21 protein-coding genes are annotated in these 19,671 nt (G+C 63.2%); 9 read left to right on the forward strand and 12 right to left on the reverse strand.

Annotated features, from left to right (window positions below; all coding sequences use genetic code 11):
- Positions 1-21 precede the first annotated feature (21 nt).
- The gene (locus G6N35_RS12850) at positions 22-1,245 is read left to right on the forward strand and encodes an MFS transporter (RefSeq protein WP_163804595.1); all 1,224 of its coding nucleotides are present in this window, start codon (positions 22-24) and stop codon (positions 1,243-1,245) included.
- Here G6N35_RS12850 and G6N35_RS12855 read toward each other — a convergent pair.
- Positions 1,242-1,418, reverse strand: coding sequence for a DUF5302 domain-containing protein (locus G6N35_RS12855; RefSeq protein ID WP_163804596.1), 177 nt, complete (start codon positions 1,416-1,418; stop codon positions 1,242-1,244). The two genes, G6N35_RS12850 and G6N35_RS12855, sit on opposite strands and share 4 nt — an antisense overlap.
- Positions 1,419-1,435: 17 nt before the next feature.
- Positions 1,436-1,879: a PPOX class F420-dependent oxidoreductase gene (locus tag G6N35_RS12860; protein WP_163804597.1), complete on the reverse strand. Its 444-nt coding sequence runs from the start codon at positions 1,877-1,879 to the stop codon at positions 1,436-1,438.
- 320 nt (positions 1,880-2,199) lie between these two features.
- Here G6N35_RS12860 and G6N35_RS12865 point away from each other — a divergent pair, with 320 nt between their 5' ends.
- Positions 2,200-3,087: a TIGR03620 family F420-dependent LLM class oxidoreductase gene (locus G6N35_RS12865; RefSeq protein WP_197748423.1), complete on the forward strand. Its 888-nt coding sequence runs from the start codon at positions 2,200-2,202 to the stop codon at positions 3,085-3,087.
- A 204-nt stretch (positions 3,088-3,291) separates the two neighbouring features.
- Positions 3,292-4,230 carry an Lrp/AsnC family transcriptional regulator gene (locus G6N35_RS12870; RefSeq protein WP_163804599.1) on the forward strand — a complete coding sequence of 313 codons (939 nt, stop codon included), beginning with the start codon at positions 3,292-3,294 and terminating at the stop codon, positions 4,228-4,230.
- Between the two features lie 27 nt (positions 4,231-4,257).
- Here the strand turns inward: G6N35_RS12870 and G6N35_RS12875 are convergent, their stop codons facing one another.
- Positions 4,258-5,790, reverse strand: a complete 1,533-nt coding sequence (locus G6N35_RS12875; RefSeq protein ID WP_163804600.1) for an acyl-CoA synthetase — start codon at positions 5,788-5,790, stop codon at positions 4,258-4,260.
- 282 nt (positions 5,791-6,072) lie between these two features.
- On the opposite strand from G6N35_RS12875, the gene G6N35_RS12880 reads away from it, so the two are divergent.
- On the forward strand, positions 6,073-7,008 hold the full coding sequence (locus tag G6N35_RS12880; RefSeq protein ID WP_163804601.1) for an SDR family NAD(P)-dependent oxidoreductase: 936 nt from the start codon (positions 6,073-6,075) through the stop codon (positions 7,006-7,008).
- A gap of 309 nt (positions 7,009-7,317) precedes the next feature.
- Here G6N35_RS12880 and G6N35_RS12885 read toward each other — a convergent pair whose 3' ends face one another.
- From G6N35_RS12885 to G6N35_RS12900, 4 genes are all read right to left on the reverse strand, one after another.
- Positions 7,318-8,430, reverse strand: a complete 1,113-nt coding sequence (locus tag G6N35_RS12885) for an acyl-CoA dehydrogenase family protein (protein WP_163804602.1) — start codon at positions 8,428-8,430, stop codon at positions 7,318-7,320.
- Between the two features lie 14 nt (positions 8,431-8,444).
- Entirely contained in the window at positions 8,445-9,653 is a 1,209-nt protein-coding gene (locus G6N35_RS12890; protein WP_163804603.1) for an acyl-CoA dehydrogenase family protein, read from the reverse strand.
- A complete protein-coding gene (locus G6N35_RS12895; RefSeq protein WP_163804604.1) occupies positions 9,643-10,407 on the reverse strand; it encodes an enoyl-CoA hydratase/isomerase family protein in 765 nt (254 codons plus the stop codon). The genes G6N35_RS12890 and G6N35_RS12895 overlap by 11 nt, the downstream gene beginning before the upstream one ends.
- Positions 10,408-10,773: 366 nt before the next feature.
- On the reverse strand, positions 10,774-11,415 hold the full coding sequence (locus tag G6N35_RS12900; RefSeq protein WP_163804605.1) for a TetR/AcrR family transcriptional regulator: 642 nt from the start codon (positions 11,413-11,415) through the stop codon (positions 10,774-10,776).
- A 499-nt stretch (positions 11,416-11,914) separates the two neighbouring features.
- Here G6N35_RS12900 and G6N35_RS12905 point away from each other — a divergent pair, with 499 nt between their 5' ends.
- The 5 genes from G6N35_RS12905 to G6N35_RS12920 all read left to right on the forward strand — a co-directional run bounded on the left by G6N35_RS12905 (position 11,915) and on the right by G6N35_RS12920 (position 16,644).
- Complete coding sequence (locus tag G6N35_RS12905; protein WP_163804606.1) at positions 11,915-13,204, forward strand: acyl-CoA dehydrogenase family protein; 1,290 nt, start codon at positions 11,915-11,917, stop codon at positions 13,202-13,204.
- 38 nt (positions 13,205-13,242) lie between these two features.
- Positions 13,243-14,208, forward strand: coding sequence for a zinc-binding dehydrogenase (locus G6N35_RS12910; protein WP_163804607.1), 966 nt, complete (start codon positions 13,243-13,245; stop codon positions 14,206-14,208).
- Between the two features lie 75 nt (positions 14,209-14,283).
- Positions 14,284-14,415 (forward strand): hypothetical protein, encoded by a 132-nt coding sequence (locus tag G6N35_RS27605; protein ID WP_281357001.1) that lies wholly within the window; start codon positions 14,284-14,286, stop codon positions 14,413-14,415.
- Positions 14,416-14,873: 458 nt separating this feature from the next.
- Entirely contained in the window at positions 14,874-15,617 is a 744-nt protein-coding gene (locus G6N35_RS12915) for an SDR family NAD(P)-dependent oxidoreductase (protein ID WP_163804608.1), read from the forward strand.
- Positions 15,535-16,644: an LLM class F420-dependent oxidoreductase gene (locus G6N35_RS12920; protein WP_246224294.1), complete on the forward strand. Its 1,110-nt coding sequence runs from the start codon at positions 15,535-15,537 to the stop codon at positions 16,642-16,644. The genes G6N35_RS12915 and G6N35_RS12920 overlap by 83 nt, the downstream gene beginning before the upstream one ends.
- Positions 16,645-16,745: 101 nt before the next feature.
- Here the strand turns inward: G6N35_RS12920 and G6N35_RS27330 are convergent, their stop codons facing one another.
- From G6N35_RS27330 to G6N35_RS12935, 5 genes are all read right to left on the reverse strand, one after another.
- A complete protein-coding gene (locus G6N35_RS27330) occupies positions 16,746-17,291 on the reverse strand; it encodes a hypothetical protein (RefSeq protein WP_246224589.1) in 546 nt (181 codons plus the stop codon).
- Positions 17,292-17,401: 110 nt separating this feature from the next.
- On the reverse strand, positions 17,402-17,806 hold the full coding sequence (locus G6N35_RS27755) for a hypothetical protein (RefSeq protein WP_407664545.1): 405 nt from the start codon (positions 17,804-17,806) through the stop codon (positions 17,402-17,404).
- Positions 17,803-18,306, reverse strand: coding sequence for a hypothetical protein (locus G6N35_RS12925; RefSeq protein ID WP_246224295.1), 504 nt, complete (start codon positions 18,304-18,306; stop codon positions 17,803-17,805). Before G6N35_RS12925 ends, G6N35_RS27755 begins: the two co-directional genes overlap by 4 nt.
- A gap of 43 nt (positions 18,307-18,349) precedes the next feature.
- Entirely contained in the window at positions 18,350-18,910 is a 561-nt protein-coding gene (locus G6N35_RS12930; RefSeq protein ID WP_163807653.1) for a hypothetical protein, read from the reverse strand.
- Between the two features lie 130 nt (positions 18,911-19,040).
- Positions 19,041-19,661: a hypothetical protein gene (locus G6N35_RS12935; RefSeq protein ID WP_407664546.1), complete on the reverse strand. Its 621-nt coding sequence runs from the start codon at positions 19,659-19,661 to the stop codon at positions 19,041-19,043.
- Positions 19,662-19,671: the final 10 nt, after the last annotated feature.

Here is a 19,671-nt window from a genome sequence, read left to right on the forward strand (position 1 = left end):
GTCGATGATGTTCATGTCACTATGACCACCCGCACCCGGCGATTCTCGTTCGCGCTGCTGGCCTACGCCTTCGCGGCGATGATGGCCGGCACCACCCTGCCCACGCCGCTGTATGCGCTGTACTCCCAGCGCATGCACTTCGCCGTGCTGACCACCACGGTCATCTACTCCAGCTATGCCGGCGGGGTGCTGGTGGCGCTGTTGGTGTTCGGCCGGTGGTCGGATGCGGTGGGCCGACGGCCGATGCTGCTCGCCGGGACGGCATGCGCGCTGGCCAGCGCCGCGGTGTTCCTGGGCGCAGACTCGGTTCCGGTGCTACTCGTGGGGCGGGTGCTGTCGGGCTTGTCGGCCGGGCTGTTCACCGGCACGGGCACGGCGGCCATCATCGAGGCGGCCCCGCCGAGCTGGCGCGACCGGGCGCCCGCGGTGGCGACGGTGGCCAATATCGGCGGCCTGGGTGCCGGGCCGGTGCTGGCCGGGGTGCTGGCCCAGTACGCCCCTGCCCCGCTGCACCTCACCTTCATCGTCCACATCGTGCTCGCCACGTTGGCGGCCATCGCGGTGCTGATCGTCCCCGAGACCTCGAGTCGCACCGGAAGCATTGGTTTCCAACGCCTTTCGGTACCATCAGAGGTCCGATCGGTGTTCATCACCGCCGCACTGGCGGCGTTCGCCGGGTTCTCGGTCACCGGCCTGTTCACCTCGGTGGCGCCGTCGTTCCTGGCCACCGTCGTCGGCATCGACAATCACGCGCTGGCCGGTGTGATCGCGGGGTCCATCTTCGCCGCCTCCGCGGTTGCGCAGATCGCCGCCACCCGGATGCAGCCCGCCCGCGCGGTGGCGATCGGGTGTGCGATCCTGGCCGCCGGGATGGCGATCCTGGTTGTCGCCCTGGTGTTTTCGTCGCTGGCCGGGCTGATCGCCGCGGCGGTGGTGTCCGGTGTCGGGCAGGGCATCAGCTTCAGCCGCGGGCTGGCCGCCGTCGCCGAACGCACCCCGGCGCAGCGGCGCGCCGAAGTCAGCTCGACCTACTTCGTGGTGGCCTACATCGCCATCTCGGTACCGGTGATCAGTGAGGGCTTCGCAGCCCACGCCGTGGGTCTTCGGCCCAGCGGCATCGTGTTCGCCGCGGTCGTGGGGGTGTTGGCACTGGGCTGTCTGGCCGCGATCCTGCGCCAGGAGTCGCGCCCCGAGAACCGCTCGCCGGCAACGGCTGCGGCAGTGTCGGTGGCCCGCAGCGACTAACCGCTCTTGCGGCGGAACTCGCGGCGGTTCTCCAGCGGGCCGTGCGCACGAGGCTGCTTGTTGCCGCCGTCGGTGTGGCCGGCGCCGCCCGCCGACTTGGCTTTCTTGCGCTCCAGCGCCTCACGGAACTTGCGCTTGGTGTCGTCCTGCGGTTCGGACTCTGACTCGGCCATGCTGGCAGCCTATCGGTTCAGCGCTTGCCCGGGGGCATCCCGTACACGTGGGTGATCGGCATCCGCAACAGCACCCGCCGGTCGGTCACCATCGCCTGGCGGTAGTCGTCCCAGTCCGGGTGCTCCCCGGCGACATTGCGATACAGGGCGATCAATGCCTCGACGGTGTCATCGTCGGGCGCGGCGGCCGGAGCGCTCAGCACCGCGTCGCCCTCGGCAACCGCATAGGACCAGCCGTCATCGGAGGCCACCAGCAGCGAGGCGCGCGGGTCGCGGCGCAGGTTGCGGGTCTTGGCGCGCGGCTCGGTGATCGACACCTCGATGGCGGGTTCGCGCGCATCGAAGTGGTAGGTGACGTTGGACAGTTGCGGCCGTCCGTCGCGTTTGATGGTGGCCAGCACCCCGAGGGAGTTGCCCGCGATCAGCGCCAGCAGCTTGTCGTCGAACACGTGGCGAGACATGCCTTCGAGCGTACGACCTGGCCGACGCGCGCAGGGCTTGCCGGACGACTCACCGAGTACCGCTCAGCACATGCCGGAATCGGCTTCTTGGGCATCCACTGTTGTCTGATCACATTTTTCGTAATACTCTCGCTGACTGGCCGCGCGATTTGGCACGCCGCGGCGGCGAGAAGAAGAGAAAGATCATTTGGGTGATCGATGAGCGGCACCGAGTCCCCGGCCACTGCTGTGAATTCGCCGCCACCCGCAGATGCACCGCTGCGTGGTGACAGTCGGCGACGTTGACATGACCCGAGTTCGGATGGATGAGAGAAGCGCTCGTGGGCACCATTGAAGGCAGAGACCTAGGCCGCTACGGGGTGTGGACGGCGGACTTCGAGTTCATGCCGGTTGCCGCAATTCGGGACGTGGTCCAGGAGCTGGACCAATCCGGGTGGAAAGCCATCTGGATTCCGGAGGCCTTCGGCCGCGAAGCGATGACAAACGCCGGTTTCCTGCTGTCCTGCACGGAGAACATCACGGTCGTCAACGCCATCGCCAGCATCTGGCCGCGTACTGCCGCTGCGACCCATGCCGCTTCGGTCTTGCTCGCCGACGCTTATCCGGGCCGCCACGTTCTGGGCCTCGGATTCGGTGATGCACGACCAGGGATAAAGCCGATGGAAGCTGTCACCAAGTTCCTCGACGAGCTGGATTCGGCATTCTGCACCGCCCCGGTGCCACCGGGACCGCGGCCCCGGTTGCTGGCTGCCTACGGTCCGCAGATGATCAAGCTTGCCCACGAGCGTGCCCAGGGTGCGCACACCTACCACGTCCCGGTCGAGCACACATCACAGGCACGCGAGCTTCTGGGGCCTGAAGCTTTCTTGGGCGTGGAGCAGTCCGTCATCTTCGAGAAAGATGCCGACAAGGCGCGCGAACGTGCGCGCGCACAGCTCCGCCCGTACTTCACGACGCGGTACAACATCGCGAAGTTCCTACGGCTGGGCTACACCGAAGCCGACATCGACGGCGGGCGGGGCAGCGACCGTCTCGTCGACGACCTCGTCGTGTGGGGCGACCTCGACACCATCCTCACCAGAGTTCAGCAACACGTCGAGGCCGGCGCCGATCATGTCAGCATTCAGGTCATGGGCCCCGAGCTCGGCCGGTTCCCGGTGAATGAGTGGCGGCAGCTTTCCGAAGCGTTGCTTCCGGCAAATGCCTGACTAAGCAGCACTCCCGGGCGACAAATCTCCCACCCAACATCCGAGAGCCGTTACCTTCACCCAGACTTCCTGCCAGATTGCGTAGAGTGACGTGCCGAGACATCACCGCAATCGTCAGATCGGATGGTATTCGCAGTGGCACCTCGGCCGGGCGTCAATAGAGCCAAGACCACCACGTTCGGCCAAGGACTGCCCACCGAGCCGGTGGATCTGGACACCCTCGACCGGGCGCTCATCGAGGCGCTGACAGTCGACGGCCGCGCCGGCAATCGAGCGCTCGCGGCTCGACTCAAGGTGAACGAAGTCACGGTGGCCGCGCGACTGCGCCGGCTGGAAGATTCCGGTGTCATGCGCGTGGTCGCGATCACCGACATGCGCCTGTTCGGGCACCGCGAATTCGCCTTCGCGATGATCCAGGTGGCAGGTCGACCCGTGCACGCCGTCGCCACCGAGATAGCGAAGCTGACGGAGTCGATCGGTGTCACGATCTGCATCGGCCGATTCGACATCATGGTGGCCATCCTCGGCCGTGACCGGAAGCACCTTGCCGATCTCTTCGGCCGGGTGCTGCCAAAGATCAAGGGAGTCACCTCCGTTCACGGGAGCTTCGCACTCGATGTGTTGAAGCACGACTCGAAGTGGGGTTTGTTGCGGGCGGAGGCGGGGGCGACTCCGGAAGCACAAGTCAGCGACACCGTTGATCAAATGGATCTCTCGATCATCGCGCTCCTCCAGCAGAACGCGCGTCGAAGCAACCGACAGATTGCCGCCGACCTCGGCGTTTCCGAAGGCACAGTGCGGGTTCGCATCAAGCGAATGGTGGCAGAACGGGTCTTTCGCATCCAGGCCGTGTCCGACGTGGAGTTGTCAGGACTTGGCGCACACGCCTATCTGTTGGTCTCTACCGCGCCGGGAAAGGCCGACGATATCGCGAAGGCGCTAGCCCGCAGGGACGACATTGTCCAGGTCACCCGCGTGCTCGACACTGTCGAAGTGGTTGCGGTGATGCAGTCGCCCGACGACGCAACACTGGTGGCCAGCGTCTTCGACGAGATTGCTCTGCTGCCGGGGGTGCGCCGCGCAGAGATCGTGGCCGGGGTGGCCTCGCCCAAGCACACGTACGCCTGGACCTGGATCGTCTGATCCCGGACAATACCTACGGGCATCCGCTCAGACCGAGACATCCTGCACGACGGTGTCGACGAGCTTGTGCTTCATCAACTTTCCGGCCGCAGATCGCGGCAACTCGTCGACGAAGCCAACTGATCGCGGCGCCTTGTAGTGCGCGACGTTCTCGCGGACGAACTCAATCAGTTCGCCCGCCAATTCGCTACTCGCCGCATGTCCGTCGCGTAGCTGCACCAGCGCTTTGACCTGCTCACCCATCACCGGATCTGGCACGCCGATGACCGCAACGTCGAAAATGGCGGGGTGCAAGGTCAGGACATTTTCGATTTCCTGGGGGTAGATGTTCACCCCGCCCGAGATAATCACGAAGGACTGGCGCTCCGCCAGATAGAGATAGCCATCTTCGTCTATGTGCCCGAGGTCGCCGACTGTTGACCAATTGCCATGCGCCGGATGTCGACTCGAGCCAGTCTTTTCCGAGTCGTTGTGATAAGCGAAGGCAGAGACATCCCGCTCGAAGTAGACCGTTCCGATCTGCCCGGCAGGCAATTCGTTGCCCTGCTCGTCGCAGATATGAATCTCCCCGACCACAGCGCGGCCCACCGAACCCCGTCGCTCCAGCCACTCCTGCGCAGTGATGAGCGTCATCCCATGACCTTCAGTCGCGCTGTAGTACTCGGTGAGGATGGGCCCCCACCATGTCAACATCGCATCCTTGACCGAGGGAGGACATGGCGCCCCGGCGTGAACGACCACCCGAAGCGAGGACACATCAAACCGGTCTCGCACCACCTCCGGGAGCTGAAGCATGCGCACAAACATCGTGGGCACCATTTGGGTGGCGCTGACCGCATGTAACTCGATCACCTCCAAAGCCGCTGCCGCGTCGAACTTCTCCATCTGTACCACCGTCCCCCCCAGTGCGTGGATAGTGGCGCAGTAGCGGAGCGGAGCGGCGTGATAGATGGGGGCAGGTGACAGATAGACATCGTCGGCGCTGAGACCCAACAGCTTTGTGAGGAGTGTTGTTTGCGGGTCGAAGCCATCGGTGACCTGAGTGCCCGGCAATCGAGACTTGATGCCCTTCGGCCGGCCGGTGGTTCCCGACGAGTACAGCATGTCTGCGCCTCTGGGTTGGTCGCTCAGACGGGGATGGCCACCGGCCAGCAGCTCCTCATACGGGGCACAGCCCGCCACCGCTCCTCCGACCGCGAATCCTGAGACGCCTCCAGTGCACTGTTTGCCGATCTCGTCGGCCAGATCTCCTACACCGGATGAGACGAACAGAGCACGTGCTCCGCTATCCCTAAGGATGTAGTCGACTTCAGCAGCTCGCAGGTGCCAGTTGATCGCGGTGATGTAGAGCCCAGACCGGATTGCGGCCCAGTAGATTTCAAAAGCCTCGGGGATGTTGTCGACGAGCATCGCGATGACGTCACCTCCCCGTAGTCCGAGCTGATGCAAGGCTGCCGCCAGCTGTGCGGATCGGTCATCGAGCTCACCATAGGTAAGCGTGCGCCCCGAATCGGCCATGATCACCGCAACCTTGTCGCGAGGGTGACTTCCGGGAAACATCAGGACCTCCTGAGTGGGCAATGGCCGCGACGGTGGCCTACTGGGCATGGACAGGCATGCACCGACGAACCCTATGACTCATCTTTGCAGTCTAAAAGCCTTAGTCTACTACGAATAATGCACTGTAGATCTCACGGGTATCACACTATCCGGACACATGGCTCGGATCGATTGGAGCCAGCGCCCATGCCCTGCAAGAGTGCGAGAAAACATGGGAGCTGACACCTCTTCGCTACGCTCCTTATAGACAGAATCCGACAATATGCATACTATGCGTAGTTCATGGCTGCAGATGCAACGTCCTGGGCTCCCACGATCACTCCCCAGCAGAGCCGATACTGGCTCGCACGCCGCACCAAGCCGATCGGTGAGCACGACCGCAGCTCCGAGGGCAGCGGGCGCACGGCACTGGTCACCGGGGCCTCGTCGGGAATCGGCCTGGCATGGTGCGAACTACTTGCCGCAAAAGGCTTCGACATCGTGCCGGTCGCGCGCCGCTTGGATCGTCTGAACGCGCTCAAGCAACGTCTCGAAGCCGATTGGTCTGTGTCAGTGTCACCGATGACCGCCGACTTGAGCAGGCCGGGCGCGCCCGCGGAGATCTACACCGAACTGGCTCGTCGTAACACGACTGTGGATGTACTGGTCAACAACGCGGGGTATTCGATCGCTGGCCGGTTCATTGATAATTCGTGGTCCGATCAGGAGGCTTTTCTCCGGGTGATCGGACTGAGCGGTATCGAGCTGACGCACCTGCTGCTTCCATCGATGATCGAACGTCGTTGGGGCCGGATTGTTTTCGTCGCATCAATCGCTGCGGTAATGTCCGGCTTGCCCGGCCAGGTGTTGTATTCCGCAGGAAAGTCTTTGGTACACAAATTCTCTGAAGGTCTGGCTGAAGAGGTCGAGCGATTGGGCGTGCACTCGACTGTCAGCCTCCCGGGTACGACCGACACCGACATTTTCGACAACAGCAACGTGACGGAATTTACCGAAGGTCTGGCCATGCAGATGTCGATGATGAGCCCAATTGCTGTGGCGCGGCAAGGCTTCGAGGCATCCAAGCGAGGCGACCGCATGATCGTGCACGGCAAGCACCATCAGATCGGAACATTCTTCATGGCCCATGCGCCGCGGCCCCTGCGCTACCTCATCTCCGGACGTCTTGCCCTCAAGGCGATGCCAGAACTGCATAACGCCGCACCACAGCGCTGCTAGCGCTCCACGCACACAACACTGCAGAAGAGGCGTCCTGGCCTGAACTCGGCCGGTTGGACACCGATAGCACGCACAGTGCGTCTATAAAGTGTCTGACGATGGTTTCGGGTGTTGCGCCTGAGGCTCAGGGGATGACGCTTACCGCTTTGTCTGACGCTCAGTGGGGCTGATCGAGGATCTGCTTCCGGCGCGCACGGGTAGGCGGCGCCAGCCCCTTCAGGATGCCCGTTCGATGGTGGAGGGCGACTACGTCATTGGGACCACTACGGAATGGTGGGCGCGCACACCTGTGCGGCTGCGCCTCAGTGGTCAGGCGGACTGCCGGATTCCGAGGATTCGGAGATGGTAGTCAGCAGGACCGAACAACGCGTCGATTGTGAGAATCCGTTTCAAGTGATGTCCCACGGCACACTCCTCGGTCATTCCGATACCGCCGTGAATCTGGACCGCGGACTCCGCGATCTCGCGGCCAAGCCGGCCGACCTGCCCCTTGATCAGTGAGTAGTCGCGCTGGCTGGCCAGGCCGCTGTCGATGGCCGCTGTGACATAGATCAGCGTCGCCCGAGCCTTCGCGTAGGCGACCTTCATGTTCGCGATGCGGTGTGCTACCGCCTGGAAACCAGCTATCGGAGACCCGAACTGGTTGCGGGTGCTCGCGTAGCTCGCCGTCGCATCCAGAAGCGCCCCCATCGCACCGACAGCCTCGGCACACAGAGCCAACACCGCGTCATTGATGACGTCTTGAATGGCCGCTGCGGCGTCCTCGCAAACCAGACCGCTTGCCGGCACCCGTACGTCGTCGAATCGGATGTCCGCCGCACGACGACCATCGATGGTGCGGTAAGGGGTCAGCGTGACCCCGTCGGAACCGGGATCGACGGCCACGATGCCGAACGTCGCTTCGGTCAGCCGCACCGTCACCACCAGAACATCGGCGGTTGCTCCGTCGAGGACGAGGCGCTTGTGCCCGCGAAGTACATAGCCGTCCCCGTCGGCTTTGGCAGTTGTCGAGATCATGTCGATCGTCGCCGTTCCCCGAGACTCCTCGTGGGCCAACGCAGCTCGCAGCTTGCCCGCCACAATCTGTCGCAGCCAGCCGGTCGCCTGCGGGTTGCGTTCGGACCGGGCCAGCGCGCGCCCGGCGAAGATGATCGACGAGAGGTAGGGTTCGACCACCAGGTGGCGGCCGAACAGCTCGCTGATGGCGACGATGTCAGAACCCGATCCACCGTAGCCACCGACAGACTCGGGAAGCGGAAGCGCCAGCAGCCCCATCGCCTCAAACAGTGTCCACACACTCTCGGACACGCCTGCGGCCGATCGCACGATGGATTGGCGCTGCTCGAAACCATAATGCTGGGTGAGCAACTCGGTCAGCGAGTCCCGCAACATCGTCTGCTCGTCGGAAAAGTTGAAGTCCATTGTGAATAGATCTTTCAGCCTAGGGGCGCCGGCGTACGGGCGAGAAGGTCTCGTTGGATCTCGTTGGTCCCTGCATAGATGGTCGTTGCCCGCGAATTCAGGTAGTACGGCATAGCAACAAGGTCAAAGTCACTCCCCAATGGCTCCACACCGGCCCCCACCGTCAACGCGTCAACCTGTAGCGGAACCGCATCGATGCCGGACACCCGGGTCATGGCGGTTGAGATTCGCTGCGTGAGTTCAGAGCTCACGATCTTGAGTAGCGATGGAGTGGCCGGGTCGGATACCAGCCCATGGCCGGTGATCATCAGTTTTTCGAGGGCTCCCAGCGCAGCTACCTCCGCTTCGAGCTCACCGATATCGCGCTGAAAAACGGCATCGGTGGCGAGCGACCCTCCCGTGGGCGCCGGCACCGTCTCGGCAGCGCCTCGAATCAGCCGGAGGTTCCGGCGCATCCACGGACTGTGCAGTGCCCCGCCCCGCTCGTGGCGCAGCAACTGCTTGGCCACCGACCACCCGTCGTTCTCAGCCCCCACTCGGCCTGACTGCGGAACCCGGACGTTGTCGAAGAACACTTCACATTGCTCAGGGTGACCGTCCAACCCGATGATCGGCCGCACGGTGAGGCCTGGCTGATCCAGATCCTCCAGCAGTAAGAAGGTGATTCCGTGCTGCTTTTTACCCTCCCTACTGGTACGCACCAGCATGAACATGCGGTTGGCCTTGTGCGCCAGAGTCGCCCAGGTCTTCTGCCCGTTGATCACGTAATCCTCGCCGTCCGCGACGGCGGCGCAGGCGAGGGCAGCCAGGTCAGACCCCGCGTTCGGCTCGGAATACCCCTGTGTCCAGTAGTCGTCTCCGGAGAGGATTCCCGGCAGATACTTCCGTTTCTGCTCCTCGGTACCCAGCTCCATGAGGAGGGGCCCCACCATCTGAAGGCCGTTGGGAAGCAGCGGGGGGAGGTCGCGATCGCAGTACTCTTCGGTGAAGATCAACCGCTGCTCGTCAGTCCAACCGGCACCGCCGTATTCGGCCGGCCATGCCGGCGCGGCCCAGCCTCGCTCGTGCAGTATTCGGTGCCACTGCATGACTTCCTCAAAGGGCGCGAACACGCTCGTCGTCTTGCGGCCCGCCTCACGGATGGCCTCTGTCGGCGCGGTGTCCAGGAATTCGGCGACCTCCCCGCGAAACGCCTCGAGTCGCGGATCAACGTCAAGATGCATGCGACTCACTGCCCTTTCCCCGGCCGGAGAACGTGGCGATGCGCTCCTGCATGTCAGGACCTGTGCCCGCGCTCTCCATCACTTCCCAATGCAGCCCCGCGTCGATGGAGCTGCCCTCTGTTGCGTCCAAGAGACCCTTGACGGCCTGGTGACTGAAGGACGAATTGGTTGCGATCCGAGTCGCCAACCCGCTGACCTCCTCATCAAAGCTGCCATCGGCTATCAGGAACTCGGCCAACCCGATGCGCACAGCTTCGGCAGCATCGATGATGTCGCAGGTGAACATCAGCCGTTTTGCTGTCGCCAGGCCGACCCGTCGAGGCAGCCGCTGGCTCATTCCCCAGACTGGCGTCAACGCCCACTTTGCATGGGTGTCACCGAATCGCGCGTTGTCCGATGCGACGATGAAGTCACAGGCGAGCGCGACTTCAAGGGCGCCGGTGTAGCAGTGCCCATGGACGGCGGCGATGACCGGCTGCGGAAGTCTTTCCAAGAGGCGAAGGGTTTGACTGTGCCAACCGGGCGCAGGCGAGGTCTCCCCCGCCGAAATGTCGGTCAGGTCGTGCCCGGCCGAGAAGCACCGCCCCGCTCCCCGCAAGACAACGCATCGGACGGAGTCGTCGCCGGCAAGAGCTTCGATATGCTTGCGCAACTCGGTGAACATGGCAGTAGTGAGCGCGTTGAGCTTCTCAGGTCGGTTCAACCACAACGTTGTCCAGCCATCGTGGTCTTCTCGATAGACCAGAGCATCCATGACAGTCTCCTCTGTCGGTCTGGGGTTAACGGCCGGCGAAACGCACGAGCGCACGGGCACTCACGCAGGACGCATGCTGGTGAACACCACAACGTCGGCCACTTCGAGACCGAAGCGGGGGCTGGGGACACCCGCCAATGACGATCGGATCAGGGACTCCCCTCGCGTATGGGCAAGCTACAACGCTGAGCCCTACTCCCTGGAGCGTTCGTCCGTAATAGCTCACTCGGTGGGCCGACAGTGACGCAGTATGCGTAGCACAGCGACGGAAGTATACGCAATACGCGTCGCCAGTTCTATCGATACTGCAATATGCGGACAATGTTGCCGAGCTATTTGCGCGGGTCTCTTGACGGCCGTCGACCGTTACCTCGTCCGTCCCACCCCGTTGATGATCACGTCGCGAAACTCGCGCGCGACTTCCGCTGCCGTATCGCCCCTTTCGGGCCGAAACCAGTACCACAGGGAATTCACCATCCCGAGCATCCCATTGGCCACCACCCGAACCTCGGCCGGCCGCTTGTCCGGCCAACAATCTCCGATCACGCTTTCCCAGCAATCCTGGACCCCTTGGCGCAGTGCCTGCAGCTGAATGCCGTGCTCGGAGTTGAGTTCAGACGCGTCACGCGTCTGGATTGCGACTTCCCGCCGGTGCGTGGCGATAACCTCGACATGGGTGTCGATGAGCCTCGAAAGTTTGTCGACGGGGTCTGCAGCAGCCGACGTCACGCCTACCGCGGCCGCAAGGGCTTTACCGGTGTAGCGACGTAGAATCTGCCACAGCAACTCTTCTTTCGACTTGATGTGGTGATAGAGGGCACCAGTTTGGATGCCAGAGCTCGCACTGATCTGAGCCACACTGGTGCCGTGGTATCCCCGCAGGGCGAATAGCTCGGTGGCCGCCTCGTAGATACGGTCACGGGTGATGTCACGATTGGCCGCTACGCTGCCGCGAGGCCGGCCAGGACCTCGATGCTCAGAGTCTTTCTGCGGGCGGGTCGGGGACATGACTGGATGATATTCGCACATTTGATCGCGTCTCTCAGGCCGCGCCGCCGCCGAGCCACAAGATCGCCGGCTAAGCCGGAACCGCCACTCGAGACGCCAGCGCAAACAGCTGCCGACTTCCCGCCCACACACCCGCTGTGCTCTCGAGCCGACCAGAACGCGGCGTTCAACACAGCTTGCAGTAATGGAGTGTTCACACAATTAATCAAGCACCGATCGCCGCCAGTATCCCTATGGGACAGCAGGTGTCGGCCGTGATGCCTCTACAATTGTAGTAGACAACCAATTTAATGAGGACTACTCTCGGGGCCATGCACACCGTCGTGGCGAAACAGACCCGCAGTGGCTTTCGCCTCGGCGCGCTGTCGACATCGCAAGGCGCCGCCTTGGTTCGTCCGCTGGCCCCCGTCCGATGATGTGGCCGCAGCGAAGGACCCTCCTGCACCCGCATGTTGTCGCTGGACGTCGCTCGTAACTCCCATGACCAGAAGGGAAAGCCATGATCACCGAACTGTTTGCCGATGAGGACTTCCAGAAGAAACTTGACTGGATGGACGACTTCGTCCGATCCGAGATCCTGCCCTTGGAGACCATCGACCTGGATTGGCAGGGGCTGCTTCAGGCCGTGGCACCACTCAAGGAAGAGGTCAAGGCTCAGGGTCTCTGGGCCACCCATTTGAGCCGCGAACTGGGCGGCCAGGGCTACGGTCAGGTCAAGCTGGGGCTGATGCACGAGATTCTGGGCAAATCCCTCTACGCTCCGCTGACTTTCGGCAACCAGGCCCCAGACTCGGGCAACAGCGAGATACTCGCCGAAATGGGCACGCCCGAGCAGAAGGACCGGTGGTTGCGCCCCCTGCTTGCAGGGCAAGCATATTCAGCATTCGCGCTGACCGAACTCGACAATGCGGGTTCAGATCCCACCGGATTGACCACAACGGCAGTACGCGATGGTGATGACTGGATCATCAACGGGCACAAGTGGTTTATCAGCAACGCGTCTATCGCCGACTTCTTCATCGTGGTTGCCGTCACCGACCCCGATGCACCCAGCCACGGCCGCACCTCCCAATTCATCGTGCCGGCTGATAGCGCTGGCCTTCGCATTATTCGCGACATTCCCTCACTGGACCACGGCGCATCCGAGAAGAACTTGTACGGCGGTCACTCCGAGGTGGTCTTCGACGGCGTACGCGTACCTGCGCACGCCATCCTCGGGGGCGTTGGCGAGGGCTTCGCCATCGCGCAGAAACGCCTGGGCCCCGGCCGCATTCACCATTGCATGCGCTGGATTGGACAGGCCCAGCGGGCCTTCGACATGTTGTGCGAGCGGGCCACCTATCGGTGGGCACACGGCAGCGTATTAGGTGACAAGCAGACCGTCCGGGCGTGGATCGCCGACTCCGCTGCCGAGATCCAGGCGGCCCGGCTGATGACGCTGCACGCAGCATGGGTGATCGACCAGCAGGGGGTCCGGGCCGCCCGTAAGGACATCGCTCTTATCAAGTTCTACGGGGCGTCAGTGCTCCACAACGTGATCGACCGCGCCATCCAGGTGCACGGATCGCTCGGATACTCCGATGACCTACCGCTGGCATGGATGTACAAGGCCGCACGCGCTGCACGCATGTACGACGGGCCGGACGAGGTGCACCGGGAGACGGTCGCGCGGCTGATCCTGCGCGACTACCAACCGCCTCTCGACGGCATTCCCACGGAACACGTCCCCACCCGCCGACAGGCCGCCCAACAGCGGTTCGCGCACCTACTCGAAGCCTCTTCCCACTAGAGCACGGCACCGACCGTGATGAAAGCGATGGCGACCGCATGAAGGCCTACCATTTCAACTCCGCCGGTGAAGGTCTGAGGCTCGTCGAGCTCGATGACCTAGCGGCAGGGCCGGGTCAGGTGGTTATCGACGTGAAAGCCGCCGGCCTCTGTCATTCCGATCTCCACATCCTGAAGGGGCCCGGAGGGGCTTGGGCGTCCAAACGGCCCATCATTCTCGGCCATGAAATTGCGGGCACGGTTCGCCAGGTCGGATCCGGCGTCAGCAATGTGGCGCTCGGCGACCGAGTCGCGATAGCGCTCGTGAGTCATCCGCTATCCGAGATGGATCCGAGAACCGCACCGGGACTGGGCTGCGACGGCGGCTATGCCGAACAAGCAGTTTTCCCTGCTGATTTCCTGGTGAAGATCCCACCCCGAGTCAGCCTTGAACAGGCGGCCGTCGCAACGGATTCCATTTCCACCGCCTACCACGCGGTTGTCACCGAGGCGGGAATCGTCAGCGGCATGCGGGTGGCCATCATCGGCCTCGGCGGCCTGGGTCTCAGCGGAGCACGCATCGCGGTACTGCGCGGCGCCACCGTTTACGGCGTCGATATCGACATCAATAGCTTCGACGCCGCACGCCAGCAGGGCGTGACGGAGTGCTTCACGAGTATCGCTGACGTACCAAGGCCGATCGATGTGGTCGTGGACTTCGCCGGTGTCGGGACGACCACCGCAGAGGCGGCACTTGCCGTGCGTCTGGGCGGACGCGTCGTCGTCGTCGGACTTGGCGCGGAGCTGGCCACCATCAACACGGTCGATCTCGTCACCCGGAACGTCCGTTTGCAGGGCTCACTGGGTTCCTCGCGGGACGAGCTCGCCCAGGTACTCGGATTGATCGCCGACGGGTCGCTCGTGCCGGTACTCGAGGAAGTGCCGTTCGACGCTCTTACCGAGGCGCTGGACCGTCTCGACACCGGCACCGTCAGCGGTCGACTGTTCACCCGTCCGAGTCATTGAGCTGAACTGACCCACTCGGCTGATCCATCACGGGTCCGATCACTCAAAACAGCGAGATGGCATCAGTCGAAGTTCATGGGCTGGCTCGAATATGCGTCGCGCACTTCGATGAAGCCGGTCACCGACGTGCTGGGAAGCCTTGCCCGCACAGGCGCGGGCTTGCGTGGCCGCCGCAATGATGCCGAGTTTGAATCCGGCAAGGACTAGACATCACGTGATAGCCGACGCGTCGCGTTCCGTTCGCTCCGAGTAGCGCTTGACGGGGTCCCCACAGGATGCCTCGCCGCCGGCGGCAAGGACTGGGCCGCGCTCCGCGGAATCTTCGAACCCGGGATGAGGCCACAATGTGCGTGTGCCCCTGTAGCCGACCGGGGGTGTAGTCGCTCAGGGTCGAGTAGGACTCAAGCTCACCAAGCCACCGAGGCACTAGCCGCTACAAACCAAGCGGCCCGGTGCCGAGACCCTGCTCGGCCATCCACGATTCGATCGCGCTCGGGTTGAGCCCCTCGATGGGCGTCGGCGTCCGCACGACCCACACGATGGCAGACCATTAATAGGTTAGATAGGACATTTATTGACCCCGGTCGTATGCCCCGGACGAAGCGAAACCCGTTGCGGTAGGGAGATATGTCCGACATTAACCGAGCGCTTGGTACATTAACTGGATGGATGACCTTAAGGACCGAGTAGTCGTTGTCACGGGCGGTAGCAGGGGCATGGGGCGCGAGATGGTCGTGGCTTTTGCCGAACGGGGCGCGCATGTGGCAATCGCGAGCCGGAAACAGGAGAACTGCACTCAATTGGCGGCGTTCGTGACTGACCGCTACGGGGTCCGAGCGCTTCCGGTGGGTTGCAACGTCAGCAACTGGTCAGACTGTGACCGGTTAACCGAGGCTGTGTATGACGAGTTCGGGCGCGTTGACGTGCTGATCAACAACGCCGGTCTATCGCCGCTGTACCCTTCGCTTGCGGAGGTCGACGAGGCGCTGTTCGACAAGGTGATCGGTGTGAATCTCAAAGGGCCGTTCCGGCTTTCAGCGAAGATCGGCGCTCGGATGGTCGAGGCCGGCGGCGGATCGATCATCAACATCAGCTCCATTGCCGCGATCCGACCCAATGCCAGCGCCATTCCCTATGCGGCGGCCAAGGCCGGCCTCAATTCGCTCACCGAAGGCCTCGCCCAGGCATATGCGCCGACGGTCCGCGTCAACACGATCCAGCCGGGCGCGTTCTTGACCGACATCGCCTCGGCATGGACGCCCGAAGGACGCGCCCACATGGAGAACTCTGCCGCCCTGCAACGCTGCGGCAATCCCGATGAAATCGTTGGGGCTGCGCTCTACTTCGCGACCTCGGCGTCGTCGTTCTGCACGGGGGCTGTCCTGCGCATCGACGGCGGCACGGCCTGACGCCAGTTCCGCGTACCGTCCTCAATTCCACCAGAAAGGTCGGATCACCATGTCCCGTCTTGGCTTGACGATCCCACTGGAAGGAACAGCCCTAGCACAGCAGCAATGTCACCTCGACACCATCGAAGGCGGCGGCTTCACCGACCTGTGGTCGGCCGAAGCCTCTGGCGCCGACGCCTTCACTCCGCTGGTTGCCGCCGCGGTCAGTCATCCGGGCTTCAGACTCGGTACGGCGATCGCGTCGGCATTCACGCGCGGCCCGGCGCTGATAGCGATGTCTGCGGCAGCCTTGGCCGACGTCGCACAAGGCGATGTCGCCGTTGGCATCGGCGCCGGCTCCGACGTCATCGTCGAGAAGTGGAACGGCCTCAAGTTCCAGGCACCGTTTCAACAGGTTCGTGATGTGGTGTCCTTCGTACGCCGGGCGCTGACAGGTGAGCGCATCGACATGGTGTGTGACAGCTTCAGGATCGACGGTTTCCGACTCGAACGTGTCCCCCGGCGACAACCCAAGTTGTTGATAGCGGCGCTGCGACCAGGCATGCTGCGCCTAGCCGGTGCAATATCGGACGGGGCGATCGTGAACTGGCTCGCGGCCTCCGATGTGCCCCGGGTGGAGCGGTGTGTGCGCTCGACTGGCTCTGATGCTGAGATCGTCGCCCGCCTGTTCGTGGTTCCGAGCGAAGATGTGGCGCTTGTACGGGCCACCGCACGACGGGCGATCGCGGCATACCTGAATGTGCCGGTGTATGCAGAGTTTCATCGCTGGCTGGGCCGCGGCGACCAGTTGGAACCGATGTGGGCAGCCTGGCAGTCCGGTGACCGTGCCGCCGCGCTTGCCGCAATACCCGAGGCGGTCATCGACGACCTTTTCATCTACGGTAGTCCGAACGATATCGCCACGCGAACAAGGGAGTACGTGGATGCCGGGGTGACCACGCCGGTGCTGGCGATCATGCCCGCCAAGGGTCAGCCGTCGCCGTCACCGGAAGCTATTGCCTCGATTGGCCGTGCCTTCACCGGATGACAACTGATGACCGGCAGGGCTACCCGTGGGATGGCGGCACGCCGCCAGTCAGGTGCGCCGACGAGGCCTCAGGCCGCGAAGTGGGCCCAACCGGTGGCAGTCTACTTCGGCGCGCTGGTGGTGGGGCCAAGGACCTGCCAGCTGAGATCCGTCCAGGGCGCAGACAGCCACGTTCTTGTGGGTTCGACCGACAGCTTCATGGGCCCGCGTTCACAGTAGATTCGGCTGTCTGGTGTCGCTGCACACGTAGTGCCCTCATGCGTGATGAACGACCGCGGGGGTAGCGGCTGCTGGGCCTGGGTGGCTGGGAACCTGACCGCCATCGACCAATCGTAGTGGACATCACGGTCACCGTTGATCCAACCGATGTGGGTCACATCAGCAGGAGCACCGGGTATTTGGCCGCTGCAGCCGAAGTTTCCCCTGCCCCAGATTCCGCAAGTCAATCCGGTCGGCGACAGGAACCACACTCCACCCGGCAGCGCAAAGTCATTGGCGTCCAGGCGATCGTAGTATCTGATATCCGGCCATGGGTTGGCGCCAGGATCAGCGGCCGGGGAGTCCGCGGGGCCGGCCGCCGCTGGCGGATCCGGCGGCGGAGATGCAGGGTCTGCCTGAGACGTGGCGGTGCCGCCTGTCAACATCATCGCCACACATATGGCGCTCAATCCGGCAATGTTGCATCGGTTCGGACGCGGGATATTGTTTGAGGCAATCACAAGCATCTACTTTCGTCTACGAAGGTCACTCTCGTCCGTTAGGCCATGTGCGGCGTATCCCCGTAGCAGGTCGCATTGCCGATGTCCAAAGTGCTCTGGCACAGCAGCTTTCCCTGATACCAGATTCGGACGCTCACCCAATTCCGAACCTGAGCTCGAGGTCTCCAATCCGCCCGGAGCTCGCTTCGTGCAACTCCCCCGGCCACTGTCGTATCGAGCCGCCAGGGGAGGGGGACATCCCTGATCAACATCCTGCGCTGAGCATCCATGTACTCGATACCGGCGATACCGACGCTGTCGGAGACCACTTCATAGGTCACTACGTCGTCGGTCGCGCGCCCGTACGGGCTGAGGAGCCCCGCAACGAAAGCTGTTGAGAGCAGCACTGCCAAAGCGCGAACCACATCTCCGGAACGCGCCCCTGGCCACAGCCTCGCTGTCATGATCCCACCAACACGACGGCGAGAAGCACCTTGCCAGCGTCTGCGTTCCACAATCTGTCTGCGCCGAAGGTGGTGAAGGAACAGTCCGGAATGGCCGAAAACCCCTGCAAAAGAAGTCCCTTCGTCGCATCACCATCGTTGTCGGCCGCGCCGAGGAGAACCTTCACTTTGGCCCCCTTGCCGCCAAGGTCCCGGTAGATCGGAAATGCATCCTCCACGGGGACGTTCTCCGCCTGATGGCTGAGATAGGTGTCGGTGGATCGATTCACGATCGAGGCCGTATGTTCGGCGAGCGGGTCATACTGAAGCGCGGGGCAGCTTGTACCGCCACGCATCTGCGCTACAGCGTCAGCCAAAGTCGGCGATGGTTCGGCACCGGCGGGTGCCGATTGCACCAGGCCGGTGCCGAGAGCCAGTGCCACCGACGGTGCGATCGATGCGACGATGCCTGCCCCTCGAAGGATTTCGGGCGTCCGGCTCCGCAAGGATTGCCACTTCACGTGAATGGCCCTTCTCTCCGCGCGGTTCGCCGCGCCATCCCCGTCAGTCACAGACGTGCGACCGATGGATCTTGCTGCCGAAACGCTGCGCATGCTGGAACGACGGGCCCGTGAACCAGGCGGGTTGGCGCCCTCTGAGGCCGTCTCGGACATTGGACAGTTGTTGCCAAAGGCGGTAGAAGCTCTCGCCCTGAAAAAGTGGGAAATACTGGTCGTTCGATGAGTCCTGGGTGATAGTCAACGCCTGCGCACGAGGTGTGAGGAAGTCCAGTGACTCGTTGAGATTGGCGACCACCGCGTCGGCTTGCTCGTTGATGCCGGGCGCATTCCAGTTGCCGTTCTCGCCGATCAGGTTCAAGTTGAAGGTCTCGACTTGATGTATCAACTGATCATATTGCGCGTTGTACCACTGGCACATCTCGCCAGCGGCGGTGATGTCGGCGGCGGTGACCTTGTCTCGCGTCTGGTCGTACGGGAACGGGAAACGAGGCTGCCAATTGGTCGGAGTCGGAGTGACGACAGGCAACAGCGGTGGTGGGGCGTCATTGCCGGCAGGGTCCGCGGTCGCGAGGCCGGTCAGCGAGAGCACCGCTGCCGCGGCCATCGCCGCACACGCCGCGACGACCCCCGTTCGGCATCTGAGCGCGGACACGCTCTGTGCCGTGTTCAGGCGACCGACCACTCCAGCTCCCTCCATCAGAAACACGGTGCCAAGCACCAACGCAACAGGCGTCTTACTTCGGCGGCATGACCGCGTCGATGCCGCCGACATCAGTGATTTGCCAATTGTTGTTGGCATCCATGGTGATGCTGTAGGTCGCCGTCGATTGAAGACCATCCGGCGCCTGCATCGTCTTGGTGACGACGTTGACGAACGAATCGACCACGTAAACTCCGCCAGACTCCGACCGCACCTTGGCAACTAGCGGCTTCGCGGTCGAATTCCATTGCAGCGGTACCAGGATCTGCTCCATGGAATCGGCGGCCTTGGTCAGCCTGTCCTTGAGCTCCGGTGACGTCCCGGCAACCAGCTTGGTCTTCCAGCTACCGAGGTCATGGAAATCCATGACCGCTGCATTCACCGCATAGTCAAGGGCCACATCCTCGGCATGTTTGTCGTTTGCGGCCTGCCGCTTTTGGGCATCGATCGTGCCCTCAGCACTGATGTAGAGCCAGGCCAGCACTCCGACTACGGCGGCGAGAACAGCCAGGATGGCACCCGTGACGAGCGCTCGCACCGACACAGCCTTAGGTGGCTTCCGCTCCGCCCTCGCGGCGTCGGGCTCAGGCGCAGCAGAAATCTCCTCAGCGCTGCGCGGGGTCGCACTATTCTCGGTATCCATCGCGGCAGTCATGTCAGATGTC

This window comes from Mycolicibacterium anyangense (genome assembly GCF_010731855.1).
Taxonomy (GTDB): Bacteria; Actinomycetota; Actinomycetes; order Mycobacteriales; family Mycobacteriaceae; genus Mycobacterium; species Mycobacterium anyangense.

Coding starts and splice junctions, on each gene's coding strand:
- G6N35_RS27330 (WP_246224589.1), bottom strand. CDS start 17,291: ATGATGTTGACAGGCGGCACCGCCACGTCTCAGGCAGACCCTGCATCT.
- G6N35_RS12900 (WP_163804605.1), bottom strand. CDS start 11,415: ATGTCCCCGACCCGCCCGCAGAAAGACTCTGAGCATCGAGGTCCTGGC.
- G6N35_RS12915 (WP_163804608.1), top strand. CDS start 14,874: ATGGATGACCTTAAGGACCGAGTAGTCGTTGTCACGGGCGGTAGCAGG.
- G6N35_RS12880 (WP_163804601.1), top strand. CDS start 6,073: ATGGCTGCAGATGCAACGTCCTGGGCTCCCACGATCACTCCCCAGCAG.
- G6N35_RS12910 (WP_163804607.1), top strand. CDS start 13,243: ATGAAGGCCTACCATTTCAACTCCGCCGGTGAAGGTCTGAGGCTCGTC.
- G6N35_RS12875 (WP_163804600.1), bottom strand. CDS start 5,790: ATGTTTCCCGGAAGTCACCCTCGCGACAAGGTTGCGGTGATCATGGCC.
- G6N35_RS12860 (WP_163804597.1), bottom strand. CDS start 1,879: ATGTCTCGCCACGTGTTCGACGACAAGCTGCTGGCGCTGATCGCGGGC.
- G6N35_RS27755 (WP_407664545.1), bottom strand. CDS start 17,806: ATGACAGCGAGGCTGTGGCCAGGGGCGCGTTCCGGAGATGTGGTTCGC.
- G6N35_RS12895 (WP_163804604.1), bottom strand. CDS start 10,407: ATGGATGCTCTGGTCTATCGAGAAGACCACGATGGCTGGACAACGTTG.
- G6N35_RS27605 (WP_281357001.1), top strand. CDS start 14,284: ATGGGCTGGCTCGAATATGCGTCGCGCACTTCGATGAAGCCGGTCACC.
- G6N35_RS12885 (WP_163804602.1), bottom strand. CDS start 8,430: ATGGACTTCAACTTTTCCGACGAGCAGACGATGTTGCGGGACTCGCTG.
- G6N35_RS12850 (WP_163804595.1), top strand. CDS start 22: ATGACCACCCGCACCCGGCGATTCTCGTTCGCGCTGCTGGCCTACGCC.
- G6N35_RS12935 (WP_407664546.1), bottom strand. CDS start 19,661: ATGACTGCCGCGATGGATACCGAGAATAGTGCGACCCCGCGCAGCGCT.
- G6N35_RS12930 (WP_163807653.1), bottom strand. CDS start 18,910: ATGGCCGCGGCAGCGGTGCTCTCGCTGACCGGCCTCGCGACCGCGGAC.
- G6N35_RS12890 (WP_163804603.1), bottom strand. CDS start 9,653: ATGCATCTTGACGTTGATCCGCGACTCGAGGCGTTTCGCGGGGAGGTC.
- G6N35_RS12905 (WP_163804606.1), top strand. CDS start 11,915: ATGATCACCGAACTGTTTGCCGATGAGGACTTCCAGAAGAAACTTGAC.
- G6N35_RS12855 (WP_163804596.1), bottom strand. CDS start 1,418: ATGGCCGAGTCAGAGTCCGAACCGCAGGACGACACCAAGCGCAAGTTC.